The organism is Bradyrhizobium sp. ORS 375, assembly GCF_000239775.1.
In the GTDB taxonomy this organism is placed as follows: Bacteria; Pseudomonadota; Alphaproteobacteria; order Rhizobiales; family Xanthobacteraceae; genus Bradyrhizobium.
Map to the genome: position 1 here is coordinate 1 of NZ_CAFI01000067.1, position 25,917 is coordinate 25,917.

A 25,917-nucleotide genomic window follows, 5' to 3' on the forward strand; every position below is an offset into this window, starting at 1 on the left:
ATGCAGGATGGTGACGACGAAGTTCAAAGAGCCCAGTGTTGTGGAGATCCCGAGCATGATGTTGGCCAGGGCATAGAAGTCGATGTTCAGTCCCGGGTTGAACGTCTTCGACGCGTAGGGCACGTAATCGAACCAGCCGTCGTTTGGCGCTGCGCCGAGAGCAAAGCCGACGTAAAGGTAAATCCCGGACAGCACGAAGAGCCAGTAGGTGAATGCGTTGAGTCGCGGCATTGCCATGTCGCGGGTGCCGATCACCAGCGGTTGCAGGTAGACGCTGAAGCCGGTCAGGATCGGGAAGGCGTACCACAGGATCATGGTCGCGCCGTGCATCGTGAACAGCTCATTGTACTGTTCGGGCGTCAGCACGGTCAGGTTGGGCTGGGCAAGCTGGATGCGAAAGATCAGCGCCTCGATGCCGCCGACGATCAGGAAGATGAAGGCGGTCACGACGTAGCGCAGCCCGATCTCCTTGTGATCGACGGAAGACAGCCAGCCGATCACGCCCGGTTTGGTCTCCCACAGGCTGTGCAGCTTCTCGGCGAGCGGCGAGGCATAGTCGCGCACCGCAAGTCGGGGGACGCGATCATATTCCGCGGCGGTCATCGGCGGCTCCCTTATTTCAGCGTCTCGACATATTGCCGGATCAGCGTGAGCTGCTCGCCCGATAGGCCGAGGCGCGGCATCCGGTTGCCCGGCTTGATGTGCTGCGGATCGGCAATCCAGGCCGCGAGATTGCCGGTGTTGTTGGGCACGGTGTCGGCTGCGATGGCGCGCCGGCTCATGACGTGGGTGAGGTCAGGGCCGAGGATGCCGCCGGCCTCGGTGCCGCGGACGGTGTGACAGATGCCGCAGCGGGTCCTGAACAGGCCTTGGCCGGATTGCGGCTCCGGTGCGTCGGTCGCCTTGGCTGGCTGCAGCTGTTGCTGCCGCCATTGCGCATAGGCATCGGGCGGCGACGCGATCACCTCGAACGCCATATGGGCGTGCTGCTGGCCGCAATATTCGCCGCATTGGCCGCGGTAGACGCCTTCGTGGTCGGCCTGCAGCCAGGTCTGGTTCTCCTGCCCGGGGATAACGTCCGTCTTGCCGGCGAGCTTCGGGACCCAGAATGAATGGATCACGTCGGGGCCGCGCAGCTTGACCTCCACTACTTGCCCGACCGGAATATGAATCTCGTTCGCGGTGGTGAATTCCTCCGACGGCTTGTCGGAGAGGTAGCGCACCTCCCACCACCATTGATGTGCGGTTATCTGGAGCCGGACTGCCGCGGGCCCGGGTTGTGGACCAGTGCGCGCCAGTGTTCCGAATGTCCAGACCGTCGTGAACACGAGCACTGCCGTCGAAACACCCGCGCCGATATAGATCCACGATGCGCCGCCACTGGGACGATTGATTGCCGCTTGTCCCGGCATTTGCGGCGGCGGCAGGCCGCGGCGGCGGAAGATGCCGGCGAGGAGTAATCCGCTGACAATCGCGATCACCAGGATCGATACGGCGGTCGAGAACCACAACAGATGCGCGATCGACTGCGCGCGCGATCCGTGGGTCCACCAGTAGTCCAGCGGTGTCTCCGCGGCTCGCGCGGCGCTGGACGCAAGCAGCGCGCAGGTCGTGGCGGCGCACAGGCTCAGACCTCGGACGCCACGTCCGCCGACCTCCGGTCGGCTATGGTCGCGTCTGGTCATCAGGGTTTCTGGCCTTGACTGAAGGTCTCCGTTGCGGTCCACGGATCGACCCTCGGGCCCTTTTCGGCCGGGATCTGCTCGATCGCCGGCGATAGCGGCGCGGCAGAGAAAGTCCGACCCCACTCGGTCGTCGGCTCGTTGCTGATCTTGCCGATATAGCTGACGAGATCCCAGATCACGGAATCCGGCAGCACCGCGCCCCAGGCCGGCATGCCATTGGGGCGTCCTTGATAGATCGACAGGTAGATGTTGGCCGGCGTCGATCCGTAGATGAAGACACTGTTGCTCAGCGCTGGCCCCATCCCGCCGCCGCCATTTGGTGCATGGCAGCCGACGCAGTTCATGCTGATGAAAGTGTTCATGCCGCGTTCGGCCGATTGCGGGTCGCCAGCGGCAGGATTTTTCAGAGCAGGGGCCGTGGACAGGCCGCCCGGCGTCAGATGGCTGACAGGAACCTGCAACAGCGTGCTCGCCCGACCGCCGGCGATCTCGGCTCCGGCGTTGGGCGAGGGGGTATCGGACGGTGTGGCCTCCGCTCGAGGCACGGCATTGGGTTCGAGCGCGATGACACCGGCTATCAGCAGCACGCTGGCAACAGACAGGACAGCAACAGAGCGCATCTCAATGTCCTCCCGATGCCGTCTGTACCGGCTCGACCAGCGGCACGCCGTAGCCCGTCAGCAGCGCCGAAATCGCGGCCTTGTGGGCTTCAATGAAGGCGTTGAGGCGGTCGCGTAGCGCGTCGTCGCCCTTGCGCACGCCCATCGTGATTGCGAACTGAAAGCGCAGCGGCGCGAACCGGCCATCATCATCGATCGGGGTCACCAACAGCGGCACCTGCGATCGTTTTGCGAAATAGCCCGCGAGCGGGCCCCAGGCCGCGGCAATATCGACGTCTCCATCGGTCACAGCATCGATCAATCGGGCCGGCGGATTAGGCTCGCGATAGTCACCGTAAATTGGATAGCCCCTGAGATTGTCAACGATGCCTTCCTGTCCCAGCGCATGTACGGGGGGCGGGTTGTTGCCGTCGTCGCCGATCAGGTGCACGCCGATGCTCAGTGCATGCAGCCGCGAGTCTTCAAGCGATGCGAGATCGAGATGACGGTCCGCGCGCGAAACGAAGACGTAGGTGGAGCGATAGTAAGGCTTCGTCGTCTCGACCAGATCATAATGCTCGGGTACGCCCATCACGACGTCGCATAATCCTGCTTTGAGCGTTCGACGCACGAAGCCACGCCGCTGCGGCCACCATGTGTAGGTCACGCTCCAGCCAAGCGTCTTCGCCACCATCTCGGCGAGCCTGTTCTCAAAGCCCTCGCCAGCCTGGTTCGAGAACGGCAGATTGTTCGGGTCGGCGCAGACGCGCAGCGCTGGTGCATACACCGGCTCCTCCGCCAAGGCGGGAGCGGCGATCCAGAGCGCCGCGAGCAGCGCCGTGTCAGTGAGTCGGCGCATCGGTCTTCTCCTGGTCCCGGGCGGCCGGTTGCGTGGTCTGGGGCGAGGGTTGCTGAGTTGCGTGCTGCGCGGCGTTGCCGACCTTGAACACCAGGAGCTCGCTGCCTCCAGCCGTATAGAATGGCAAATCTTGCGTCGCGCCGGTGAAGCCGAGCGCACTGTTGCGCACGCGTGGATCCACCTCGGCATTCGCGACCACGCCGGGCCAGCCCCCGACGCCGGAGAGGATCGCCACATATTGCTGGCCATCGCTGCCGCGATAGGTAACGGGCTGGCCGATGAAGCCGGAGCCGGCGCGGAACTGCCAAAGCACCTCACCGGTCCTGGCGTTCACCGCCTTGAACATCCGGTCCATGGTGCCGTAGAAGGCGACATCACCCGCGGTCACCAGTGTGCCGGACCACACCGGCAGCTTCTCGTGGATCTCCCAGACCTTTTTGCGGGCGACCGGATCCCAAGCCATGAACTCGCCGCGATAGCCGCCGGGGCCGGCGAACATGTCGACGTCGGCACCGACGAACGGCGTGCCGGCGATATAGCCAACCTCGCTCGCCCGGAAGTTCATGCACAGATGCTGATGCGGTACGTAGAGCAGCTTCGTGCGCGGTGACCATGCCGTCGGCTGCCAGTCCTTGGCGCCTGGCGCGGTGGGGCAGATGTTCTCGACAGTTTTGCCGAGCACCGGGGTCTTCTCTTCGTTCGGGATGATGCGTCCGGTCTTGAGATCGACTCCCTTGTAGGCGTTAATCAACTCGTAGGCGTCGGCAGAGATGACCTCGCCCGTGGTGCGGTCGATGACATACATGTAGCCGTTGCGTCCGGGATGGATCAGCGCCTTGCGCGTCTTGCCGCCGATGTCGAGATCGACAAGGACATTCTCGTTGATCTCGTCATGATCGAACAGATCGTGAGGATTGACCTGGTAGGCCCATTTGGCATGACCCGTATCGATGTCGCGCCCGAAGATCGTCGAGCTCCAGAGATTGTCGCCCTTGCGTTGATTGGCGTTCCAGGGACTCGGATTCGCAGTGCCGAAGAAGATCATGTTGAGTGCCGGATCGAACGACACCCAGCCCCACATCGTGCCGCCGCCGACGCGCCAGCGGTCCGCCGGCCAGCTGGTGACGCCGAGGTCCTTGCCCTTGAGGGAATCATAGAATGGCTTGAAATCGTCGCCGATCAGGACGTCCTTGTCCGGCCCGGTCGCGTAGGCGCGCCATGCGATGGCGCCGGTGTTCTCGTCGAGTGCGGTGACCCAGCCGCGCACGCCAAGCTCGCCACCGCTGTTGCCGACGATGACCTTACCCTTGGCGACGATGGGGGCCATCGTGACGGTCTCGCCCTTGTTGATCTCGCCGAGCTTGGTGTGCCAGATCTCCTTGCCGGTCTTGGCGTCGATGGCGACGGTGTTGTCGTCGAGCGTGTTGAGGAAGACCTTGCCGTTATCGAACGCGAGCCCGCGGTTCACGACGTCGCAACAGGCGACACCTTTCGCCGCCGGCTCGGGCTTGGGTGCATACGACCACTTCAGCTCGCCCGTTGTGGCATCGAGAGCGAAAACGCGGTTCGGATAGGGACCATCGTAGGGGCCGACCACATACATCGTTCCGTCGATGATGATGGGCGCCGCCTCCTGGCCGCGATCGACGCCGACGGAAAATGTCCAGGCGAGCTGCAACTGTCCGGCATTGCCAGTGTTGATCTGGTCGAGGGCACTATAGCGGGTGTTGGCGTAGTCCCGCGCCGGCATCGGCCACTGCGCCGGATCCTGCATGCGGCGTTCGAGGTCGCTCTGCTGCCCGATGGCGGCCGGGAGCCAGGCAGCCAGACCGCAGATTGCCGCAAGCCGTGCAGCACGAAGAGCTGGAGCTAACATAGGTTGCTGGTCTCCGCCTGGCGGACAGCGATATGGGTGCTGCCGCGACGTACAAACGATGCGGCCCAGGACTGTTCCTAAAAATCGCCTCCAACACTGCGGCCCATGGAGGAGAAGTCTCATAAACTTCGAGAGGTGATCAGGGTCGGACCTCGCAGACGCGCGAACCAATAACAAGACGGTACGCCAGCGAACCATACTTATTAGCGTCTGGAGGTTGAGCGCGCCTCAATGAAGGAGCATTGATCATGGTACCTGATATTTCAGGCGCCTCATTGTAAACTGCGTGAGAGCTAAGGTGGCTGCCGTGGCTCGGAGGATGGGCTGGCCAGCAGCCCAGCGGCAACGGCCAACGCGGCACCTATTGCGGTCGCAATCGTACGACGCCAAGCGGCTTCCGATTCAGGCAATCCGGTCAACGCGATCAGGAAGACAACCGTCGCCGTGATGGTAAACGAAAAGGCGGCATAGTTGACTCGTTGAACAGCATAGGTGGCCCACGCGAGAACAACGACACCGGAAGCGAGGACGATGCTGTCAGGACGGACGATGACTGCAAAGAGCGTTGCGGAAATTGCGCCTGCCAGCGTCCCGGCGACGCGTTGAGCTGTCCTGTTCAGAGTATCGCGGCGCTTGGGTTGAAGGATGATGAGGGCGGTCATCGGGACCCAATATCCATTGCCCAGATGCAGCAAACGCTCGATCAGGATCGCCATGCTGACCATGCCGCCGGCGACGGCCGCATAGCGGAGTTCAGCGCGTCCCGTTACAGCACGTCGCAAAATGTGAATGAGCTGGGCCGATTGTGATCGTGTCGGCGCCGGATCTGCCGGAGCTTCGCTTCGTGCAGCACCGAAGGGGTGCCAATGCCACGCGATCACAATGATCAGGGTTTGCAGACCTGCGCCGATGAGGACAAACAGGCCTCGCATCAGCGCGTCGGACCAGTCCGATGGAGCGCTGGCGGCCAGCAAGAATGCGATCGACCATTGCAGGGTCAGCCACCATGGCGCTTGGCCGTACTGAGTGGCGAATCCGCAAATGGCTGCGATCCCGCCGCCTACGAGTGCGCTCCCGAGCAGATTGTCGGAGAGCAATGCGCCGAGTGATCCACACACGCCCATCCCGAGCCCGGCCAGGATCATCGGTGCGGAGCGCAACCGGGACAGGCGCTGGTGGGCTCCAAATCCGGTGGGGAATGCGCCCATTGTCGCCGCCATGCCGGCCTGCAAAGATGCTGGTACGAGCGAGGCGAGCAGAGAGGCGGCGACTGCGATCGTCGAAACGTTGGCGGCGGCGAGCTGAAGCGCGGACCACTTGAATTCGAATGCCGCCTTGAGTGGCGACTGCCTCGCAGCTGGTTTCATTCAGGAGTATCACCTCTGCGTTCGGCCATCGGTGCCTCCGCTCTGATCCACGGCGATGCTGGCCCGTCGTTGGCTCGCTCCGGTCCTGCGCAAGCTTTAAGGAGGCGTCTCGAAATAGGCGAAGCTGCCCGCCAGCGCATACCGCCTTCACATCGTTGACCTGTGCGCCAAGCCTGTAGAAGCCAGACGTCAGCCTCCAACCCGATCTACGTCAGCAATGCTGGCGAACGTCTGCGTATCGGCCTCGTTCCTGGGCGAGGGGTGGCTCTCGGTCAGATAGCAACCCTGCGCATTCTGCATCGTTGGTCGTCGAAATCGAATCGACTGACATCGAGGAGGTGGCAAATGGCTGCACACGCTGGCGAGACGGCAGAAGAGACCGGCGACTTCCGCTGCGAGCGATGTCACTAGACCGCCCACGTGACCAAGGGACAGAAGATCCCCAAATGCTCTCACTGCGGTCGCGCGACCTACGACACCCGCCGCAACGAGCAATGGTTTGTAGCGCCGGACGTTAGGAACGGGCATCTCGAAGCTCCGTTGCACGGTACATATCTCGAGCTGCGGAGAGAGTGGCATGAAGGCGGTTGTCTATCACGACAAGGGCGATATCCGGCTCGAAGAGGTGACCGATCCCACGATCGACCAGCCGACCGACGCGATCGTGCGATTGACGGCCTCGGCCATCTGCGGCACCGATCTCCACTTCGTCCGAGGCTCGTTCGCCGGCATGGAGCCGGGCACGATCCTGGGCCACGAGGGCGTTGGAATCGTGGAGCAGGTGGGACCGTTGGTCCGCAACTTCCGACCGGGTGATCGCGTCGTGATCGGCTCGACCATCGCCTGCGGTTACTGCTCCTATTGCCGGGCTGGCTATTTCGCCCAATGCGACAACGCCAATCCGCACGGCAAACGTTCTGGGACGGCGTTCTTCGGTGGCCCGGGTCCGACCGGCCCGTGGAACGGATTGCAGGCCGAAAAGGCTCGGATTCCGTATGCCCATATCGGCATGGTCAAGATCCCTGACAGCGTCACGGATGACCAGGCGATCCTCGTCTCGGACATCTTTCCGACCGGCTATTTCGGTGCCGATCTCGCCGATATCCATGAGGGGTCCACCGTGGCCGTGTTCGGTTGCGGCCCGGTCGGCCAGTTCGTGATCGCGAGCGCAAGGCTGATGGGAGCAGGTCGCATCATCGCCGTCGACCACCACCCCGATCGGCTCAAGATGGCGCAGCAACAGGGGGCCGAGGTCGTGAATTTCGACAATGAGGGTCCGGTCCAGACCATCGTCGAGATGACGGGCGGCATCGGAGTCGATCGCGCGATCGATGCGGTCGGTGTTGATGCCGAGCACGCGCATCACCACGCCGCGGCCTCCGATAATCTCCGCACTGCGCTCGATTCCGCCGCGCATGCCGTCGAGCCCGAGGTTACCGATGCTGGCCCGCACGCTTACACGCCTGGTGACGCGCCTGGGCAGGCGTTGGACTGGGCTGTGCAGGCGCTCGCCAAGGCCGGTACGTTGTCGATCATCGGCGTCTATCCGCCCACCCAGCGCGAGTTTCCGATTGGGGAGGCCATGAACAAGAACCTCACGATCAAAATGGGGAATTGCAATCACCGCAAATATATTCCGCACCTTCTCGATCTGATCGCGTCTGGGGTCATCGACCCACTCAAGGTCCTGACAAAGACCGAGCCTATGGGGTCTGTGATCGCAGCTTACGAAGCCTTCGACGCACGACGACCGGGCTGGTTAAAGGTTGAGTTGAAGCCGGGAGCGGATTAGCGGAGACACGCGAGCTCGTTGCGGGACTGCGAAGACGGCCGTCCACCGGCACGTCGAGAGATCGCAGGCTGATCGGATGCCAGATGGATCAATTCGACGATATCTTGCGCCTCCTCGTTGCGGCAGCGACCGGCCTTCTGATCGGTATCGATCGCGACGTGCGAGGCAAGGCTGTGGGAATGCGAACCCTTGCGCTCGTCTCGCTTGGATCTGCCTTGGTGTCCATCGCGGCCATCGAGTTCAAGGACCTGCGTGTTCATCCTGACGCGATCTCGCGGGTCATCCAGGGCGTTCTGACCGGCGTCATCAGCGGCGTCGGATTCATTGGCGCCGGGGTCATCCTGAGAGATCGGCGCGAGCAGAAGGTTCGGGGGCTCACCACGGCCGCCACGGTGTGGATTTCCGCAGGCCTTGGGATCGCCTGTGCACTCGGCGCGTGGCTGCTTGTGGCAGCGGCCATCGCGATGACGCTGCTGGTGTTGTTCGGGATGGGATGGGTTGAGCGCGTGACCGGTCTGAAAGATTAACTGGACCAGAGAGACCCGCGCCCTATGAGCGCTGCATTGTCGCGCCGTAACGGCCTGCACATTCCTACGTCGGAAGCGGATCCGGTCACCGGCTCGAGAGGATGAGGCTTTTCGAGCCGGTTGGATCTTTCTGCGCCGTTCCGGGAGGATGTCCCTCCGAGGCCGTCTTAGTCGGTCGCGCGGCTTGCGGCGTCCTTCACGTCGCCGGCGGCCTGGCGAGCTTCGCCTTTGGCCTTGTCGATCTTGCCTTCCGACTGTAACTCCTTGTCGCCGGTCACCTTACCCGCGGCATCCTTGATGCTACCCTTGGCTTTGTCGGCTGCGCCTTTGATGTGTTGCTCGTCCATTCTGCGTCTCCTATGGTTCGTACTGAATGGCAACAAAGCGCGGTGCTATACCGTTCCTATCAAGTCGGGCGTCACGAGCTACCACGCGATGGCCAGTCGCCAGCGAAGCCCCGCGGCGACCTAGGACTGGGCCGGATCTGACGGATAGGTGCGGGGAAGGTGCTGCACGGTGACCCACTGATCTGTCGTGAAGGCCGCGACAGCCCATTTGCCCCCAAAACGGCCGATGCCCGAATTCTTGACGCCGCCGAACGGATTGTTAGGCAGATCGAGGACAGGCTGGTCATTGATGTGAGCCATGCCCGCTTCCATCCGCTGGCCAAAGCGCACACCCCGTGCAACATCGCGGGTGAACACACATGCGCTCAGGCCCTGCGTGGTGGCATTGGCGGTCCGCAGCGCATCCTCTTCGTCGCGCGCGCGGATGAGCGGGGCGACGGGTCCGAAGATCTCGTTCGTCGCGATGTCCATGTCGTTGGTGACGTCGGCAAAGACGTGCGGCTGGATCACGAGACCGTTCGGGTCACCTCCGACGAGTTCACGGGCTCCGCTGGAGCGGGCCGAGGAGATCAGCTTGTTGATAGCCTCGAACTGACGAGGATTGATGATCGGACCAATCATCGTGTCGGGCTGCTGCGGATCTCCGACCTTGAGATTGCGGACAGCCGTAGCAAATCGCTCCGCGAACTCATCGTAGACGGCGTTGACGACGATGAAGCGGTTGGTGATCATGCAGATCTGCCCCTGGTGCAGAAACTTGCCGAACACGGCGGCCCTCACCGCAAGATCGAGATCGGCGTCCTCGAGCACGACGAACGGGCCGTTGCCGCCAAGCTCCAGTTCGACGCGCTTGATGACGTCGGCTTCCGCCATCGCCAGCCGCGCGATGCCGCGGCCGACGGTGGTGGAGCCGGTGAACGAGATCACGCGGGCGGCAGGGTGCTTCACCAGGGCAGCCCCGATCCGCCGGCCCGAGCCGGCGACCACGCTCAGCAGACCTGCCGGCAGGCCGGCCTCCTCGTAGATCTTGGCGAGCAAGGTGCCGCCGCTGACCGGCGTGTCGCTGGCCGGCTTGAGAACCACCGCGTTGCCGACCGCCAAGGCCGGAGCCACGCTGCGATTGGAGAGCTGCAGCGGCCAATTCCACGGGCTGATCACGCCGACGGTCCCGGCTGGCTTGCGGTAGACGCGGCATTCCTTGCCGGGTATGTCGGCGGGCAGGATCGCTCCCTCCACCATGTAGGGCATCGATGCAGCAGCCAGCGTCATGGCCTGCGCCGCCTGCCATTCCAGATTCGCCTTCAGCCGGGTCGAGCCGGCCTCATGGATCAGCCAGCCAACGATCTCTTCGCGGCGTTTGACCATGACGTCCGCCGCGCGCTGCATGACCGCAGCGCGTTCGGCGGGCAATGCGGCCGCCCAATCGCGTTGAGCCGAGACCGCGGCGGAGTAGGCGTCCTGCACGTCGGATTCATCGGCTTCGGCGATCTGCAGCAGTGTGTCGCCCGTGAACGGGTCCTTGTCTGTAATTCGATCCGTACCGCTTCCGGCGCGCCACACGCCGCCGATCAGCATGCGGTCGAGTCCATCATGATTGGCTGGCAAGGGGAGTCCTCCGGCACCGATCAGTCGGGCGTGTCAGTGAGGTCAATGAGCTGTCTCGGTCGCAACCTGCAGCACCACCTTGCCGTGCACGTGCTCGTTTTCCATATGCTCGTGGGCCTTGCCGACGTCCTGCAAGGGAAATACAGAGTCGATCACGACGGTCACCTTGCCGGTCTCGAGCAAGCGTGCGATCTCCGCAAGTTGCGCTCCGCTCGGCTCGGCCATGTAGTTGGTCGCGCGCACGTCGCGGCGCTCGGCTTCGTCCTGATCGGGCTTCTGCAACGTGGAGATCAGGGCGCCACCGCGCTTCAGCACGGTCCAGGAGCGGTCCTGAATGTCGCCGCCGATCAGATCGAACACCAAGTCGATGTCCCGAACCGCGTCCTCGAAGTTTTCGTTCCGATAGTCGATCACCTTGTCCGCCCCGAGCTTGCGGACAAGCTCGGCATCTGCGTCCGAGACGGTAGTCGCAACCCACGCGCCGGCATTCTTGGCGAATTGGATGGCGAAATGCCCGACTCCACCCGATCCGCCGTGGATCAACACTTTCTGCCCAGCCTTGAGATGGCCGTGATCGAACAAGCCCTGCCACGCCGTCAAGGCGGCGAGAGGGACGGCCGCGGCCTCGACGAAGTCGATTCCATCGGGGATCTTGGCGGCGTCGGCCTCATGGATGCGCACAAATTCGGCGTAGCCGCCGACCTCGCGGTCGAGCATGGCATACACGGCATCGCCGGTGTGAAATCGGGTGACAGCTTCGCCGACGCGCTCGACAACCCCGGCTACGTCGCGGCCGAGGACCTTCGGCAACTGCTCCCGTTTGACCGCCGGGTAGCCGCCGGAGCGGGTCTTGTAGTCGACCGGGTTGACGCTGGCTGCCCGTACCCGGACGACCATGTCGCCTTCGCCAGGCTCAGGGGGTGGAATGTCGTCCCACGCCAATTCGGAGGGGCCGCCAAACGCGTGAATGCGGATCGCGTGCATGGTCAGATCTCCTTGGTTCGCAGGCTAAAGAGCCTCTGTCGAGCCCAATGAACCGGGGAGACGGCCGTTCCTAATGCAGCAAAGCGTCGAGACGCCGCAGAGCTGATGCTGTTTCAGGACCGGCAGCGGACATTGCTTCAGAGCCGGGGGAACAGAGGGGTGGTTTGATCGATTTGGGTGAGCAGACAGGGACTGGACGAAAGTACTCCTCCAGGCGAACAGCCAACCCCGCGGGAAGGCTTGAGACCGTTTGTCGACCGAAAGCCGTCACCCAGATCAGCCGGACGAGCTTGCGTAAAGCCACCATTCGAGATTGCGCTTGATGACGAAAACCGGATCAGGACTCGAGAGCGCGGGCCGGCACGTCTCTGGCTGGCCTCGCCGACTTTGGGAATTGACGTCGCGCTTCTTCCAAAGGCTCGGCGACCATAACTCCTCCACCCTGGCCGCAGCGGTGGCCTTCTACTCGTTCTTGTCCATCTTCCCAGCGTTGGCGGCGGTTGTCTCCCTGTACGGCCTCGTCGCCAGCCCCTCAGACATCAGCCGTCAACTCGATTCGCTCCGCGCCGTCCTCCCTGAAGACGTCCTCTCGCCTCTGTCGACCTGGTTGACAAACCTCGTCAACAAGCCGCGCGGCCATTTCGGGCTGGGTCTGACCGTGAGTGTCCTGATCTCTGTCTGGAGCGCGCGTTACGCGACGGCCACGCTGATGACGGCGCTCGATATCGCATTTGCTGTCCCTGAACAGCGGTCCTTCCTGCGCTATAATGCAGTAGCGCTGCTGTTGACGCTTCTCCTGATTGTTTTCGTCGGAACAGTTCTGATCCTGGTTGGGCTCATCCCTGTTCTGGTTGGATATCTTCCGATCGACGCGGTCTGGAAAAGCAGGGCCATGTGGCTTCGCTGGCCAATCCTTCTGGCGTTTGTCGCGGCTGCCGTCGCCTTCCTCTATCGCTGGGCGCCAAACAGATCCGAGGCGAAATGGGAGCTGACGTCGGCTGGCGCGACTGTGGCAATCGCTGGTCTCATAGCGGGATCCTACGGATTTTCTGTCTACGTCAGCTCCTTTGCGAGCTATGACAAGACATACGGGTCGCTTGGCGCTGTGGCGGTGATGCTGACTTGGCTATGGATTGCTGCCTATTCGATCCTTGTCGGCGCCGAGCTGAACGCTGAGATCGCAAAAATGCGTTCGCATAATTGAAGACGACTTCGCCGGAAGATCGACCGTGACGCCCGGTTTTTAATCCAGGTTAGAGTCGACACCTTGCAGTGTACGCTGCCGCTCCAAAATCGATCGATTGCGCCCCTGATTTGGACGAAAGTTTGATTGACCACGCCAGACTGAGGCAGGAGCGTACAATCTAATTAGACCGACAGAAGACGGTCATTGCGCAGCGTCAATCGCGGATGCAGTAAGCATCCGTTGTAAATGGGCGCTCGCAAGAGAAAGCATTTATGTTGGAGGACACAATGCCCAACTCGAGACAAGTCGACGTCCCTTATTCTGCGAACAAACAACGCGCAATATCCTTGTCGCGTCGCGGCGTGCTTCAAGTCGGGGCAGCGGTGGTCGGTGGAATGGTCTTGCCCGCGATGCCACGTGTGTTCGCAGCGGATCACCCGCCGATCGGAACCTGGCCCGCAGGAGCCGAAGGGCCGACGGTGACGATCGGCGCGAGTGTTCCGCGCACAGGCCCTTACGCCGTGCAGGGAGAAGATGAACTAAAGGGGATGCAGCTTGCCGTCGAGCATATCAATAGTGGTCATCCCCTGATCAGCAAGATTGCGCCGAAAGTGCAGAATGGGCTGCTTGGCAAGCAGGTTGCCCTCGTGGTGGCCGACTCCGCCGCAAAGCCGAATGAGGCAGTGCAGGCGCAGCAACGCTTCATCAATGAGAACAAGATCGTCGCGATGACCGGAGCTACGTCGTCCGCAGTGGCTGTGGCTCTGAACAAGTTCGCGGAGCGCGAGAAGGTGATCTACCTCGTCGCCATCTCGGGATCGAACGATACAACCGGGAAAGACTGCTCGCGGTATTCCTTCCGGCAATGTTTCTACGGCGAGACGGCTGCAAATGCGATCGGGCCCGTTCTGGTCAAGACGTTCGGAAAGGGCAAAAAGGCGGCGTTCATGACCCCCGACTATACCTACGGTCACACGGTGACCAAGTCCGTCAATGACTATCTGACGGGCAATGGCGGGTGGACCATGGTGACGAACCAGGTTTCGCCGCTCGGGACGCAGGATTTCAGCCAATACCTCACCAACATCGCGAATTCGGGCGCCGATGTCATCGTCAACGTCAATTGGGGGCGCGATGCGGTGCTGTCGATCCAGCAAGCCAAGCAGTTCGGTCTCATCCCGCGCATGAAGCTGGTGATTCCCTACCAAATTCCCTTCCTCGCCAAGGAGGTCGGGCCCGAACTCACCGAGGGCGTATTTGCCGCAACGGACTTCTGGTGGACGCTCCAGGACAAGTTCCCGCTGGCGAAGATGTTCGTCGAGGCATTCGACAAGAAGTACGGCTACAAGCCCGAATGGGGAGCAAATAACGCCTATATGCAATTCGCGGTGTGGGCGCGGATGGTCTCGGAAGCCGGGAGCTTCTATCCGCCGGACATCATACGGACATATGAAAAGGGCGAGACCTTTCCGTCGACGGTTGGCGACGTGCACTTCCGGGCCGCGGATCACCAGCTCGTCCGTCCGGTCGTCATCGTCCGGGGCAAGCAGCCGAGCCAGATGCAGGGAGACCAGGATTATTGGGACGTGGTCGAGGTCGTTCCAGGCGAGTCCCTCATGCAGAAGCCTGACGCATTCGGTTGCCATCTCGGCGATTATACGTGACTCCGGGAAGCCGCGACCGTCGAAAGAGAGATCAACAGTGCTCAACTGGGCAAACTTCATATCTCAGCTGTTCAATGGCCTCGTCCTGGGGGCGCTGCTGGCGCTGATCTCCTCCGGCCTGACGATCATCTACGGCACGCTCGGGGTCCTGAACCTTGCGCACGGCGCAATGTTCATGCTCGGCGGCTACGCCGGGTGGTTCGCGTATGCCCATACGGGATCATTCGTCGTTGCCGTGATCTGCGGATCGTTGTTCGTCATGATCGTTGGCGTTGTGATGGAGCGTGTCGTGATCCGTCATTTTTACGACCGCCCGGACGAGGATCAGCTGCTCGTGACGTTCGGACTCGGAATCGTTTTCGTCGAGGCGGTTCGCTTCGCCTTTGGGAGTTTATCCAAGACAGTGCTGGCTCCGGAAGCATTGGCTGGCATCACGTCGCTTGGCTTCATGTTCTACCCGACCTATCGTCTGGCGCTGCTCGGCATCGTCGTTGCAGCGCTGCTCGCGCTATATGCCGTGCTCTACAAGACCCGCCTCGGTCTGATGGTTCGCGCGGGCATTGAGGATGCGCGAATGGTCGAGGCGCTCGGCATCAACATTCAGACTGTTTTCGTGATCGTGTTCGGGATCGGGGCGATGGCCGCCGGCTTCGCCGGGATCGTGAACGCACCGGTGGTCTCGATCGCGCCTGACGTGGGGGAGGGCATTCTCGTCCAGACATTCGTCGTCGTGGTCATCGGCGGGGTTGGATCGTTTGGGGGGGCGGTTCTCGGTGGTCTCGTGGCTGGCGAAATCATCAGTCTCACCTCGATGTTCAATCCGGCCTATGCATACGTCATGCTTTTCGTGGCCATGACGCTCGTGCTTGTGCTTCGCCCGCGCGGGCTGCTCGGTGCGGCTGGACGTGAATGACGGGAGAGCAGGCGTGATGCCCAGGAGATTCTCTTTCACGGTCGAGGTCGCAACGGCCGTTGGGCTTCTGGTAACGCCCTTCGTGCTGCCTCATCTGGGCTTCTCGCCGACGACGATCAACCGGATCCTCGTGTGGGGCCTGTTCGGCATTGGCTTCGATATCTTGTTCGGAGTGACGGGTCTTCTGTCGTTTGGGCAATCGGCGTTCTATGGCACCGGCGGCTTCGTGGCCGCCTATCTCCTCACGATCTCGGGACTTCCGAGCGTCACCGCCGCCCTGTTCATCGGAATGTCCGCTGCCGCGCTGGCGGGATATCTCGTCGGGCTGATCGCGCTCCGGCGCACCGGTATCTATTTCGCCATGATCACGGTCGCAATTGCGGAGGTGTTCTACTTCGTCGAGTTCAATCCCCTGGCGGCCTACACGGGTGGCGAAAATGGCCTGCCTGGGGTGCCGACACCGACGCTGGAGCTCGGATTTGCGACAGTGGCGCTCGACACCGACTGGTCGCTCTATATCTATCTGGCGTTCTGGTATTTTATCGGCATCGTCATCGCGCTCAGAATTGTACGGTCGCCGGTTGGCGTCATTCTGAGCGCGATCCGAGACAACCCTTATCGGGCTGCAGCGCTGGGGCACGACGTCCATGGCTACAAGCTGACGGCCTTCGTTATCGCCGCCGCCTATGCCGGCTTCGCCGGAGGACTGCTCGGGGTACTGCAGGCCTTCATGCCACCGGATGCATTCAACTTTGCCACCTCCGGACAGCTCGTGATGCAGACCGCTATCGGCGGCGCCGGGACGCTGTTTGGTCCGCTGGTCGGGGCGGCGGTCTGGCTCTATCTCAGCGATCTCTTCCAAACCACGTTGCATCTGGGAGCGAGCTGGAAGCTTGTCCTCGGCCTCGTCTTCGTGCTTCTCGTCTGCTTTTTGCGTCGTGGCATCGTCGGCGGCCTGAACGATGTGCTGAGGTTCGCTGCACGCAAACGAGGCGGCGAGGACGTGCGCAACGATGAGCCGCGGACTGCGGCGGCAACCCGTGTGGCGTTGGTGCCCATCCATCCACGTGAAGGGAGCGCGAACCACGGTGGCGTCATCCTCGAGGCAAAGGGCCTGACGAAACACTTCGGCGGCCTCGTGGCCAACCATGACATCGATTTCCAGGTGCGCCGCGGTGAGCGACGCGGGATCATCGGCCCGAATGGAGCCGGCAAGAGCACCTTCTTCAAGATGCTGACTTGCGAGCTGACGCCGAGCCGTGGCCGCATCATGTTCAATGGTCGCGAGATCACTGGCCGTTCTGTCACCGAGGTGTGCCAATTGGGGCTCTCCAAGAGCTACCAGGTCAACCAGCTCTTCACCCGGCTGACGGTGCGCCAGAACCTTGTCATTGCGGTGCTTGCCGAGCGGCGCGGATCGTTTCGCCTCGACCTGTTCAGGAATCTGCGCGGCATCCCAGGCCTCTTCGAACGGGTGAACCAGATGCTGTTCCTGATCCATCTCGAGAAACGGGCGGACCTGCTCGTGTCTGAGTTGGCCTATGGTGAGAAGCGGCGGCTCGAGATCGGGCTGGCACTCGCTGGATCGCCCAGCCTGTTGTTGCTCGACGAACCGCTCGCCGGTCTCAGTTCGGTGGAGCGGGCCGATATGGTTCAGCTTCTGAAAGCGGTGAGCCGTGGTCGGACGTTGATCGTCATAGACCATGATATCGATGCCTTGTTCGAGCTGGCAGAACGTATCACGGTCCTCCATGAAGGGCGGATCCTGACGGAAGGTAATCCCGAAGAGATCAAGAGCAATATCGCGGTTCAGGAAGCCTATCTCGGAGGCGTGGAGGCGGCATGAGTCTGCTCGAAGTCAAGTCGCTCAACAGCTTCTATAGCGACTCGCATATTCTTTTTGACGTCGATTTGCGGGTCGAACCTCATGAAGTTGTCGCGCTTCTCGGGCGCAACGGCGCAGGCAAGAGCACGACGATGAAGTCACTGATGGGGCTTGTGCGCCCGCGCTCCGGCTCGATCAGGTTCAATGGCGAGGAGGTGAGCGGTCGGCCGGCCCATGTCATCGCCCGTGCCGGCATGCAGCTGGTCCCCGAGGAACGACGTATCTTCGGCAGCCTCGACGTGGAGGAGAACCTGAAGCTCGCTCGGCTTACCGCGTCGCACAGTGCGCCGATGGACAGCATCTTCGCGACCTTTCCCCGGCTCGGTGAGCGCCGCCGCAGCCGCGGGGCCGATCTCTCCGGGGGCGAGCAGCAGATGCTGGCGATCGCCCGGGCCATGGTTCGTAAGCCCAAGCTCCTCCTGCTCGACGAGCCCTTTGAAGGATTGGCCCCGGTGATCGTGCGCGATCTGATGAGCGTATGTCGAGAGCTCGCGAGGGCAGGACAGACGATTCTGCTCGTCGAGCAGAATCTGGCGGCCACGCTCGCTCTGGCCGACCGGGCCTATATCATCAACAATGGTCATATCGTTCATGAAGGACCAACGGCGGAGATGAAGGCCAAGCCCGAACTGCTTCAGCGCCATTTGGGGCTTTAGCGACGTCCACGCGAGATGTCCGCGAGAGCCGCTGTCGATTTGATGGACGACGAACTCAGCGCGGGCACGGTCTGCATGAGATGAGAGGGCTGGCCACACCGACTGACCTTGAGAAGGCACGGCAGCGTACCACGCAGAAGCAAACAAAAGCTGCGCTCGGACGTTCGTGACCTTGAGGCGCGTGAAATCGTGCGTCGCCATCAAGGAGGAGTTCGCAATGAGAACAGTTGCTCTTGCACTATCAGGATTAATGGTCGTCACGTTCCCGGCTGTCGCACAGACTGCGGCACAGCCGTCCGGGGGCCAGGGCGGTGCAGTGGTGCGCAACCAGGACAGCTCGCAGTTGCAGGCCGCGCAGCGTTTCGTCGATCAGGCCGCGATGATCAACATGACGGAGATCGAAGCGGCCCAATCGGCGCAGAAGACTACGAACCTTCCGGCCTATAAGGACTTTGCCGCGATGATCGTGACCGATCATACCAACATGGGGCAGAACCTGAAGCGTATCGCGTCGACCATGCCTGGTTTGAACGTTCCTGCTCAGCTCGATCAGGAGCACCGACAGAAGGTCGCTCAGCTGCAACAGTTGAGTGGAGCGAAATTCGAGCAGAGCTATCGCCAGAGTCAGATCGATGGACATCAGAAGGCGATTAAGCTGTTCCAGGAATTCGCCAATGGGAACGCCGGCACGCCCGATCTGAGATCCTGGGCGCAGGCGTCGCTGCCGGTCTTGCAAAAGCACCTGCAAAGCGCGGAAAACCTGCCTGTCGCGAATGAACAAGTCGGGGCCGCTACGACGAATGGCAACAACGGCCGGACGGGTGCGGGGATGAGGGCGATGGGGAACGCCGCCAGCAATGCCGGCCAGAATAGCGCCAGCGGTAACGGCATGACCACCGGCAAGGCGAATGCTGCCAAGCAGAGCGACGCGCAGAGTCTGGTCAACGAGGCCGCTCAGATGATCAAGACCATGCAGAAGGACCCGGAGCTGGCGCAGGCCATGAAGAATGCCAAGGGCCTCTATTTGGTCCCGGATTTCGGGCGTGGCGCGGCACTCGTCGGCGTCAGGGGCGGAGCGGGGCTGGTGACGGTCCGCGAGAACGGCAGGTGGAGCGATCCGGCGTTCTATGATTTCGGCGCGATCAGCGTCGGTCCCCAGGTAGGCGCATCAGGCGGGCAAGTGGCTTTCCTGTTGATGAGCCAGGGTGCGGTCGATGCATTCAAGAGCGGCAACAAGTTCTCGCTCAACGCCGGCGCGGGGCTCTCCATCGTGAACTACTCCGCCAACAGCCAGGCGTCCTGGGGAAAGGGCGATATCGTCATGTGGAGCAACACATCAGGCGCTTATGTCGGCGCGACGATCAGTGTGACGGACATCAACTGGGACGACGATAATAACCGGACGTACTACGGTAGGAATGTCGACATGACCAAAATTCTGGATGGTGCCGTCAGCAATGCGGGCGCGCATGACTTGAAGGCGGCCTTGCCCGGCTAATCCGACCATATCAGGTCGCGCATGGGCTGCCTGAGCGGCAGATCCGGCCGGGCCGGCCGGATCTGCTCTTTCGACGATCGGAAACGCTTAGATGATGGAGTGGGCTCAAGACGCACCATTTGGCGTGTCCCGAGACTTGAGGCTGTCGCTGCCGATTGCGCCGGTGACCTCGATACGACCGACCATGACGCTGTCGTGTCCGGCGTCGGGCGTTGAACTCAAAGCGAGTTGACGCTCGTATTCGCGTTCGATGATCCTGAAGCAATCGCAGCAAATGCTCATCAGACCGCCGGGGTTCTGGACCACGATCAGGCCCCGATCGGTTCTGATCAGCGCAAGGCGTTCGAGGTGATCGAGGCATTCGGTGATGCTTGCACGTCTCACGCACAGCAGTTGCGCCAGGATGCTGTGTGTCAGTGGAATCGCGTCGCTTTCAAGCCCGCGGCGGGCCAGCAGCAACCAGCGCGCCAGCCGCTGTTTCAGCGGGTGCGCAGCATTGCATGCGCCAGCCTGGGATGTCTGAACGAGTACCGCTGACAGATATGCGCTCAACAAACGCTGCAGATTGGGCAGGTGAGTCAGCATTTGTCGGAACGGACCGCTCGCAATCCGCAAGGCGTCGCCGCCGACCTGCACGGTCCGCCGATAGAGCGGCTCGCTGTTATGAGCCAAGGCCAGGGGAGCTCCGACCATGCCGTCGGTCCCGATCAGCCACACCTCCGTGAATTTCTCAGGTCCGATCTTTGCCGCGACCGAGACGAGACCGTTCTCGACAAAGTAAACATGCTCCATCGGTAGTTTGTAGTGATGAAGTACCTGGCGAGGCACAAGCGGGACCGTGTCAGATGCGGACAAAACTTGTTGCAGCTCAGTCGAAGGAATTCGTCTGAGAAGGGCGTTGCGGACCATTTCACGAACCTCCTGGTACACAAATCGATTGTCGTCGAATTCCGGACGAACGATCGAACATGGAGATTTGGCCCGATCAGACCCGCTGCATCGCTGCCTGCCAACCGGCTGTCATGGTCATTGTTCCTAGTGTGGCTCTTTTGCCGAAGTCGCGGCTCGGTCGCACTGCTGAAGGGGTGTCGACGGAGTGTTTGCAACGGATGCGATCACCCGTTTGAATCCAGGCGCTTTCGTGTGGAATAGGATGATCGGGTACGACAACGTACCGCTGGGTTGGACCCGCATCGAACCTTTGTCCGTGGTGTCGGTTCAAGCTCCGCGGTACGTCCCAACTCGGTAGGCGTAGAATGTGTGGTCCGCTTATCGCGTTATCGCTGGTGATCCTCGCTGCGCGACGGAATCCGGAGTTCGCGCGAGAGAGCGCCAGCAGCTCTCAGTCCGCAACTCAGAACGAATTGGCGACTAATCAGTCATCGCGGGCGCTGCCTCAGTGTATCAGCAAAAAGGCGCAGAAGCAGGGGTCAATGCTATCGGGTCAATGCTATCAGTTTAGTTCCGGTTTCGTTCGCTGGTGACGCCAAGGACAGCAAGAGCGATCAGGTGACGACTGTCATCGGACCACATTCGCTGACCATGTTCAGTGAAGTCAACACGCCGGGGCAGAAGCCGAAAGCGCTGTCGGCGTCGACGCGCATTCGTAGGGCGAGGCCGGCAACAAACAGAGCGGCAGCGTTCAGAGCAGCAGTTGATTCTGCCGCATGTCGCACGACCGGTCTGGCCCGAATCGCACGCAGGGCGTGATCCGCACCGCCTCGCGCCCGGAGGTCTTCATGGACACGGCCCTCGCATTTCTCGGCATCGGTGGCCTCGTGATCGTGTCGGCATGGATGCCGCTGTTTCTGACATCCGTTCCGGTCTCGCTCGCCATGGTCGCAGTGTCCGGCGGGATCGTGTGTGGGCTGCTGGGCGTTCCCGCGCACATTCTGCGGGTGGCAGAGCTGGAGACCTTGGTCCTGTGCGCCTTGCTGGTTGCGGTTCTGGGCGGCGGCCTCAAGCTCGATCGCCGGTTTGCACCGGTGACATGGGGCAGTACCTGGCGGCTGCTTGGGCTTGTCATGCCGCTGTCGATCGGCGCAATAGCGACGCTATCGTATTTCCTGTTGGGATTGCCGGCAGGCCTTTCGCTCCTGCTCGGAGCCGCACTCGCCCCGACCGATCCGGTACTCGCCTCGGAATATGCTGCTGGACCGCCCGGCACCGGGGAGGAGGACGAAACCCGCTTTGCCTTGACATCCGAAGCCGGGCTCAATGATGGTGCCGCCTATCCTTTCGTCATGTTGGGCCTTCTGATCACGCAAGGTCATATCGGCGCTTCCGGAGATCTTTGGCAATGGCTGCTGCGCGACATGCTCTGGAACGTCACGGCCGGTGCTGCGATCGGAATCGGGCTCGGTTGGGTATTGGTTAAGGTCAATGCGTGGCTTCCGAACGACCACCGGCTATCGGCGTCGAACAGCGGGTTGGTCGCCGTCGGACTCGCCTTCGTGGCGTATGCGTTGGCTCTGCTCGTCGACGGCAATGGCTTTGTCGCGGTGTTCTGCGAAGCCGTCACGATTCGCAACCTTGTCGACGTGGTCGCCTACAGTCGCAGATTGAACCACGCCGCCGATCAGTTCGAGAGTCTCGGAATGGTGCTCGTTCTGGCCGGGCTCGGGGTTGCGCTGGCCAACGGACTGCTGGACGAAGTAGGTTGGCGAGAGTTGGCTTTCGCGGCGCTCGTACTGCTGATCGTACGACCATTCGGTGTCGCGCTCGGCATGTTGGGGACAGGCCAGGACCGCGCAACGCGCATCGCGCTGGGCTATTTCGGCATCCGCGGGATCGCATCGATCTACTACGTCGCCCATGTCGGGCCGCAGCTCGCACAAGCTGATGCTCGGCACCTTTACGCGCTGGTCGGACTCGTCGTGCTCAGCTCGGTCATGCTCTATGGCACCACGGCCCGGTTGGTTGGTGACAGATTGCGGGCTTACCGGCAGAGATAACCAGCGCCCCGGCCATCGGAGAGAGGCTGTGTACCTGCTGCCCAGGGGGTGCGCTTAGATCGTTCGCGACCGCCGTGGGTCTATCATGGCCTGATGAGCCCGCTCAAGGCATGCCCCGTATCTGTGCGGCTCCCGTTGTTTGCGCCGAGGCCCGCCGGCGCGTCGGCGAGAGCCGCGCTGGTACGCGGCTCTCGCTCGTGAACGGGAAGGTTACTTGTTCGTGCCGCCATTGGCTCCGTCCGAGGTACCGCCTCCTGTGGATCCGGCATTCCCACCGCCGTCGGCGTTCATCTGACCCGTGCCTGACGAATTGCCGGCATTGTTGTTCGCCGTGTTGCCGGTGCTCATGCCGACTGTCCCCGACGAATTGCCGCGTTGGCCGCCTGCGCTGCCGACGGTCTGCCCTCCGCCCGGTGCTTCGTTGGTAATCCGCTGCGACGGAAGCGGGCTACCGCCGACGTTGGCGGCGTTCTTGCCACCTCGAGGCGGCGGCGCGCCGTTGGTGGTTGCCAGAGCCTGGTTACCATTGCCGAGCGGGTTGCCGATGATATTGTTCCAGAGCCCGAGAGCTGCGATCGACGATAGATTGAGATTGCCGGTCGGCTCCAGACCATGAGCCTGCTGGAAGTTCAGCAGCGCATCCGCAGTGGCCTGATTCCAGGTACCGTTGACCTGTCCAGCGGCGTAGCCGAGGCGGTTCATGGCCTGTTGCACTTCGCGCACGGCCGAGGGCGAGATTGTGAGGATGGCTCCGGTGCCGGAGGCGTTCTCATTGCTGACGCGCTGGCTCGCCATGCCGCCGCCATTCGCACCGTTGTTGGCGTTGGCGGCGTTGTTGTTCGCGCCGCCGGCGGTTTGGGCCATTGCGGCTGGGGCAACGAGCAAGGTTGCGGCGAACACTGCGGCAGCGCACTGCGTCCTCTTCATGTCTAGACTCCATTTCTGTTGCTGGTTTGCGCCGACGCAGGACGGCGACGACGATGCCAAGCTAACAAGAAAAGAAAATGCATCGTTCCAGTCCTTGGCAGCGCGGATCGCTTGAGGTCTGAGCGATTCCGTACTCACGAGCACGACAAGCCTGGCGGATGTAAGTAATAGTGCGCGCATTAAATGTATTTGAAAAAAACAGAAACTGCCGAGTGCCGGCTGTTTGCGTGGTAAGCGCTCGGGCGCATCAGGAACGGCTCGGCAGAGCCCGAGTTGGGAGGGAAGAAGCGAGCCGTCAGCAACGAGGAGCAAGAGATGGCAAACCAAGTACCCGAACGTCAAGCAAGCTCGAACGTGTGGCCAGTCATTCTGGTGATTGCCGTCGTGATCGTGGCGGGAGGTTGGTGGTGGTGGAGTGTGAGCATGCCCAGCCGGAGCGCGAGCACGGTGCCAGGCACACAGGCCCCGCCGTCGACTTCGCAGGCTTCATCCTCGCCGGTCCCGCAGTCCTCGCCGTCCGCCCCGGCTTCACCGACCAAGAACGCTGCGAATTCGTCATCGTCTGAGACGACTGGCCGAGCGAACTCGCAGCCTCATAACACTTCGGCAAACGCGCCGGCCGCAACGGAGCAAGCGAGCGGCGGGTCGTCTGCCAGGCCCGATACGGCCGCTCCGGTTCAACGGTCCAACATCCAGAGTGGTGACCTCAACGCGAGGGCGAACCATCCCGCGACGGAAGCTGGCGGAACGGTGGGGGCCAGCGGAGGCGGCGTTGGTCTGAGCGGCTCGGCTCTGCCTAGCCCGGCAGCCGGCGGTAACGTCTCCGCAGCGGACCAGAATCAACGCGCACCGGGAGCCGCGGGTCCAGGCGCAAGCGGTGCATTGAGCCGCTGAGCGCTTGATCCCGCCGCCCTGTGCGAACGCGGGGCGGCCGGCAATCAGGCGGGGGTCGGCGTGGGGTTGAGGTCGACGCAACTGGCATTCCGCAAGAACAGGCTTTGCAGAATCGGCCGGCTCGCCGCAAGAGTGGGGGGCGCCGGGGACGGCCGGCAGGTCAGCGAATTCAAACTGTGCAAAGCTAATTCGGGCTTCTCGATGGTTTGGCCGGAATGGTGAGGAGCCTTCACTTGCGCCCGATCGAGGGCGCCCAAGGCGCTCAAGCTGCCGACGAGAACCAGAACACTGGTCATTGTCACGATTGCAAAACAGCGTTCAATGTTGTCCATTGTGATGCACTCCGACGGACTGGTCGAGCGCTACGTAAAGCGGTTGAGTCGAAGGTTGTAAACCGCTGCATAAGGCCCTCGGTACGGCGCCGCGCTTGCTTTCTGAGACGACCCATCGCTGTTCCAGGGCGAACATTGCGTTAGTCAATCCGGCGTCACCGCGCGTCGTCGAGGGTGCCGTTCTCAAGAATCCGGTAGCGGTGCCCGCGCCACGCGACGCTGGTGCCGAAGAAGGCGGCTACGAAGACGGCCGCCATGATCAGGTCATGAAGGACAATATGCCGTCGTTCCCTGCCTTCGAGCCGGAGCGTTCTCGCGACGGTCGTCGCAAGCACGAGGCGGCTTGCGACTGCGATTGCGACAAGCAGCAGCGGATAGGCGCTTCCTAACAGACCGGCCAGCAGCGAAAGCATCAGCGGCTGCATGAAGATGAGCCCGCCATAGCCGACCGGGTCGACCGAACGGATCGTGCGGTGGACGCGCAGTTGATGCTGCCAGTACGCCGAAAAACTACGTTCAAAACAGACATGCCCGACCGCCCAGGGGGGAACGATCACCTCGAGCCCGAGGGCTCTGACCGCCTGTCCGACCGCATAATCGTCCGCCAGATCATCGCAAAACGCCTGAAATCCGCCGATTCGCTGCAGTACGTCGCGGTGCATCGCGATGGCAGAACCAAAACACGGAGTGGCCGCACCGCAGACGAGCGCAACGACGGCGTTGGGGAGGAAGGCCGAGTTGATGCTCAGGGCAGAGAGCCGTCCCCACAGGCCACGCTCGGCCATGCCATAGTAGAGGCAGGTCACGGCCCCGTTGGTTGGACACTCCAGCGCGGCTGTCGTGTCCGCCACGAAGTTGGGCCCGACCACGATATCGCTGTCCGACAATATAACCGTGTCGTGTGTTATTGCGGATTCCATATTGGCAAGGTTTGCTACCTTGCGATTGGTGCCCTGACATCTTTCGTCGACGACGAGGTCGATCCGCTGGTCGGGATACAGGCGCTTCAGCAATCGCACGACATGGGCGCCGTGGTCCGCTGGACTCTGGACTCCTGCTACGATCTGGATCGAATCAGCATAGTTCTGCCGGCAGAGAGTCGACAGACGTTTGTATAGGCCGGGCTCCGAGCCGTGTATCGGCTTGAGAATGGTGACGGTTCGAGACGCGTGCATGTTGCGGGAAGGTTCGGATGATTGACCGAAGAACCAGAGCACGGCTCCTGCTGCAAAGCAGTTGTACAGAATGCCGAGGCTGGCGCCGGCAAGACAGAGGTCGGCAACGATATGGAAATGAGGTGCTGTCATGATCAAATCACGATGCGTCTGACATGAGAACTGGCTGGGCCTGAGCATGGAGACCATGCG

The 25,917-nt window shown here is 62.0% G+C and carries 22 protein-coding genes; 9 read left to right on the forward strand and 13 right to left on the reverse strand.

The features are described from left to right. The 6 genes from BRAO375_RS05950 to BRAO375_RS05975 form a co-directional block, all read right to left on the reverse strand. On the reverse strand, positions 1-603 hold a 603-nt coding region (locus BRAO375_RS05950; protein WP_035639157.1), incomplete at its 3' end, for a cbb3-type cytochrome c oxidase subunit I. A gap of 11 nt (positions 604-614) precedes the next feature. After that, a complete protein-coding gene (gene coxB, locus BRAO375_RS05955) occupies positions 615-1,685 on the reverse strand; it encodes a cytochrome c oxidase subunit II (protein ID WP_009026551.1) in 1,071 nt (356 codons plus the stop codon). Continuing rightward, positions 1,685-2,305 (reverse strand): c-type cytochrome, encoded by a 621-nt coding sequence (locus tag BRAO375_RS05960; RefSeq protein ID WP_009026552.1) that lies wholly within the window; start codon positions 2,303-2,305, stop codon positions 1,685-1,687. Before BRAO375_RS05960 ends, coxB begins: the two co-directional genes overlap by 1 nt. Before the next feature lies 1 nt (position 2,306). Then, the gene (locus BRAO375_RS05965; RefSeq protein WP_009026553.1) at positions 2,307-3,143 is read right to left on the reverse strand and encodes a substrate-binding domain-containing protein; all 837 of its coding nucleotides are present in this window, start codon (positions 3,141-3,143) and stop codon (positions 2,307-2,309) included. Then, a complete protein-coding gene (locus BRAO375_RS05970) occupies positions 3,127-5,019 on the reverse strand; it encodes a PQQ-dependent dehydrogenase, methanol/ethanol family (RefSeq protein WP_009026554.1) in 1,893 nt (630 codons plus the stop codon). Before BRAO375_RS05970 ends, BRAO375_RS05965 begins: the two co-directional genes overlap by 17 nt. 293 nt (positions 5,020-5,312) lie before the next feature. Further along, positions 5,313-6,386, reverse strand: a complete 1,074-nt coding sequence (locus BRAO375_RS05975; protein ID WP_009026555.1) for an FUSC family protein — start codon at positions 6,384-6,386, stop codon at positions 5,313-5,315. Positions 6,387-6,963: 577 nt separating this feature from the next. Between BRAO375_RS05975 and BRAO375_RS05980 the strand changes: the two genes are divergently transcribed. Both BRAO375_RS05980 and BRAO375_RS05985 read left to right on the forward strand, forming a co-directional pair. After that, positions 6,964-8,178, forward strand: coding sequence for a zinc-dependent alcohol dehydrogenase (locus tag BRAO375_RS05980; protein ID WP_009026556.1), 1,215 nt, complete (start codon positions 6,964-6,966; stop codon positions 8,176-8,178). Between the two features lie 83 nt (positions 8,179-8,261). Beyond that, positions 8,262-8,705: an MgtC/SapB family protein gene (locus BRAO375_RS05985; protein WP_009026557.1), complete on the forward strand. Its 444-nt coding sequence runs from the start codon at positions 8,262-8,264 to the stop codon at positions 8,703-8,705. Positions 8,706-8,872: 167 nt separating this feature from the next. Here the strand turns inward: BRAO375_RS05985 and BRAO375_RS05990 are convergent, their stop codons facing one another. From BRAO375_RS05990 to BRAO375_RS06000, 3 genes are all read right to left on the reverse strand, one after another. Then, on the reverse strand, positions 8,873-9,052 hold the full coding sequence (locus BRAO375_RS05990; RefSeq protein WP_009026558.1) for a CsbD family protein: 180 nt from the start codon (positions 9,050-9,052) through the stop codon (positions 8,873-8,875). Between the two features lie 120 nt (positions 9,053-9,172). After that, a complete protein-coding gene (locus BRAO375_RS05995; RefSeq protein WP_009026559.1) occupies positions 9,173-10,657 on the reverse strand; it encodes an aldehyde dehydrogenase family protein in 1,485 nt (494 codons plus the stop codon). Positions 10,658-10,699: 42 nt separating this feature from the next. After that, entirely contained in the window at positions 10,700-11,641 is a 942-nt protein-coding gene (locus BRAO375_RS06000; RefSeq protein WP_009026560.1) for an NADP-dependent oxidoreductase, read from the reverse strand. A gap of 322 nt (positions 11,642-11,963) precedes the next feature. Between BRAO375_RS06000 and BRAO375_RS06005 the strand changes: the two genes are divergently transcribed. The 6 genes from BRAO375_RS06005 to BRAO375_RS35615 all read left to right on the forward strand — a co-directional run bounded on the left by BRAO375_RS06005 (position 11,964) and on the right by BRAO375_RS35615 (position 19,443). Further along, positions 11,964-12,845 carry a YihY/virulence factor BrkB family protein gene (locus tag BRAO375_RS06005; RefSeq protein WP_052536049.1) on the forward strand — a complete coding sequence of 294 codons (882 nt, stop codon included), beginning with the start codon at positions 11,964-11,966 and terminating at the stop codon, positions 12,843-12,845. A gap of 377 nt (positions 12,846-13,222) precedes the next feature. Then, a complete protein-coding gene (locus BRAO375_RS06010; protein WP_009026562.1) occupies positions 13,223-14,491 on the forward strand; it encodes a substrate-binding protein in 1,269 nt (422 codons plus the stop codon). Positions 14,492-14,528: 37 nt separating this feature from the next. Further along, a complete protein-coding gene (locus BRAO375_RS06015; protein WP_009026563.1) occupies positions 14,529-15,404 on the forward strand; it encodes a branched-chain amino acid ABC transporter permease in 876 nt (291 codons plus the stop codon). A 16-nt stretch (positions 15,405-15,420) separates the two neighbouring features. Further along, positions 15,421-17,250 (forward strand): branched-chain amino acid ABC transporter ATP-binding protein/permease, encoded by a 1,830-nt coding sequence (locus BRAO375_RS06020; protein WP_009026564.1) that lies wholly within the window; start codon positions 15,421-15,423, stop codon positions 17,248-17,250. Beyond that, a complete protein-coding gene (locus BRAO375_RS06025; RefSeq protein WP_009026565.1) occupies positions 17,247-17,945 on the forward strand; it encodes an ABC transporter ATP-binding protein in 699 nt (232 codons plus the stop codon). Before BRAO375_RS06020 ends, BRAO375_RS06025 begins: the two co-directional genes overlap by 4 nt. A 217-nt stretch (positions 17,946-18,162) precedes the next feature. Then, complete coding sequence (locus BRAO375_RS35615; protein WP_139031310.1) at positions 18,163-19,443, forward strand: DUF4142 domain-containing protein; 1,281 nt, start codon at positions 18,163-18,165, stop codon at positions 19,441-19,443. Positions 19,444-19,548: 105 nt separating this feature from the next. Here the strand turns inward: BRAO375_RS35615 and BRAO375_RS06035 are convergent, their stop codons facing one another. Then, positions 19,549-20,352 (reverse strand): Crp/Fnr family transcriptional regulator, encoded by an 804-nt coding sequence (locus BRAO375_RS06035; protein WP_139031311.1) that lies wholly within the window; start codon positions 20,350-20,352, stop codon positions 19,549-19,551. An 830-nt stretch (positions 20,353-21,182) separates the two neighbouring features. Between BRAO375_RS06035 and BRAO375_RS06040 the strand changes: the two genes are divergently transcribed. Further along, positions 21,183-22,397 carry a cation:proton antiporter gene (locus BRAO375_RS06040; RefSeq protein ID WP_035639185.1) on the forward strand — a complete coding sequence of 405 codons (1,215 nt, stop codon included), beginning with the start codon at positions 21,183-21,185 and terminating at the stop codon, positions 22,395-22,397. 210 nt (positions 22,398-22,607) lie between these two features. Here the strand turns inward: BRAO375_RS06040 and BRAO375_RS06045 are convergent, their stop codons facing one another. The 3 genes from BRAO375_RS06045 to hpnI all read right to left on the reverse strand — a co-directional run bounded on the left by BRAO375_RS06045 (position 22,608) and on the right by hpnI (position 25,914). Next, entirely contained in the window at positions 22,608-23,324 is a 717-nt protein-coding gene (locus BRAO375_RS06045; protein WP_009026570.1) for a peptidoglycan-binding domain-containing protein, read from the reverse strand. Between the two features lie 938 nt (positions 23,325-24,262). Next, positions 24,263-24,550, reverse strand: coding sequence for a hypothetical protein (locus BRAO375_RS06055; protein ID WP_009026572.1), 288 nt, complete (start codon positions 24,548-24,550; stop codon positions 24,263-24,265). Positions 24,551-24,705: 155 nt separating this feature from the next. After that, the gene (gene hpnI, locus BRAO375_RS06060; protein ID WP_052536050.1) at positions 24,706-25,914 is read right to left on the reverse strand and encodes a bacteriohopanetetrol glucosamine biosynthesis glycosyltransferase HpnI; all 1,209 of its coding nucleotides are present in this window, start codon (positions 25,912-25,914) and stop codon (positions 24,706-24,708) included. Between the last annotated feature and the right edge of the window lie 3 nt (positions 25,915-25,917).

What these genes read in the sequence shown, in the direction of transcription:
- coxB (WP_009026551.1), bottom strand. Translation starts at nt 1,685, where the DNA reads ATGACCAGACGCGACCATAGCCGACCGGAGGTCGGCGGACGTGGCGTC.
- BRAO375_RS05960 (WP_009026552.1), bottom strand. Translation starts at nt 2,305, where the DNA reads ATGCGCTCTGTTGCTGTCCTGTCTGTTGCCAGCGTGCTGCTGATAGCC.
- BRAO375_RS05965 (WP_009026553.1), bottom strand. Translation starts at nt 3,143, where the DNA reads ATGCGCCGACTCACTGACACGGCGCTGCTCGCGGCGCTCTGGATCGCC.
- BRAO375_RS05970 (WP_009026554.1), bottom strand. Translation starts at nt 5,019, where the DNA reads ATGTTAGCTCCAGCTCTTCGTGCTGCACGGCTTGCGGCAATCTGCGGT.
- BRAO375_RS05975 (WP_009026555.1), bottom strand. Translation starts at nt 6,386, where the DNA reads ATGAAACCAGCTGCGAGGCAGTCGCCACTCAAGGCGGCATTCGAATTC.
- BRAO375_RS05980 (WP_009026556.1), top strand. Translation starts at nt 6,964, where the DNA reads ATGAAGGCGGTTGTCTATCACGACAAGGGCGATATCCGGCTCGAAGAG.
- BRAO375_RS05985 (WP_009026557.1), top strand. Translation starts at nt 8,262, where the DNA reads ATGGATCAATTCGACGATATCTTGCGCCTCCTCGTTGCGGCAGCGACC.
- BRAO375_RS05990 (WP_009026558.1), bottom strand. Translation starts at nt 9,052, where the DNA reads ATGGACGAGCAACACATCAAAGGCGCAGCCGACAAAGCCAAGGGTAGC.
- BRAO375_RS06000 (WP_009026560.1), bottom strand. Translation starts at nt 11,641, where the DNA reads ATGCACGCGATCCGCATTCACGCGTTTGGCGGCCCCTCCGAATTGGCG.
- BRAO375_RS06005 (WP_052536049.1), top strand. Translation starts at nt 11,964, where the DNA reads ATGACGAAAACCGGATCAGGACTCGAGAGCGCGGGCCGGCACGTCTCT.
- BRAO375_RS06010 (WP_009026562.1), top strand. Translation starts at nt 13,223, where the DNA reads ATGGTCTTGCCCGCGATGCCACGTGTGTTCGCAGCGGATCACCCGCCG.
- BRAO375_RS06020 (WP_009026564.1), top strand. Translation starts at nt 15,421, where the DNA reads ATGCCCAGGAGATTCTCTTTCACGGTCGAGGTCGCAACGGCCGTTGGG.
- BRAO375_RS06025 (WP_009026565.1), top strand. Translation starts at nt 17,247, where the DNA reads ATGAGTCTGCTCGAAGTCAAGTCGCTCAACAGCTTCTATAGCGACTCG.
- BRAO375_RS35615 (WP_139031310.1), top strand. Translation starts at nt 18,163, where the DNA reads ATGAGAACAGTTGCTCTTGCACTATCAGGATTAATGGTCGTCACGTTC.
- BRAO375_RS06035 (WP_139031311.1), bottom strand. Translation starts at nt 20,352, where the DNA reads ATGGTCCGCAACGCCCTTCTCAGACGAATTCCTTCGACTGAGCTGCAA.
- BRAO375_RS06040 (WP_035639185.1), top strand. Translation starts at nt 21,183, where the DNA reads ATGGACACGGCCCTCGCATTTCTCGGCATCGGTGGCCTCGTGATCGTG.
- BRAO375_RS06045 (WP_009026570.1), bottom strand. Translation starts at nt 23,324, where the DNA reads ATGAAGAGGACGCAGTGCGCTGCCGCAGTGTTCGCCGCAACCTTGCTC.
- BRAO375_RS06055 (WP_009026572.1), bottom strand. Translation starts at nt 24,550, where the DNA reads ATGGACAACATTGAACGCTGTTTTGCAATCGTGACAATGACCAGTGTT.
- hpnI (WP_052536050.1), bottom strand. Translation starts at nt 25,914, where the DNA reads ATGGTCTCCATGCTCAGGCCCAGCCAGTTCTCATGTCAGACGCATCGT.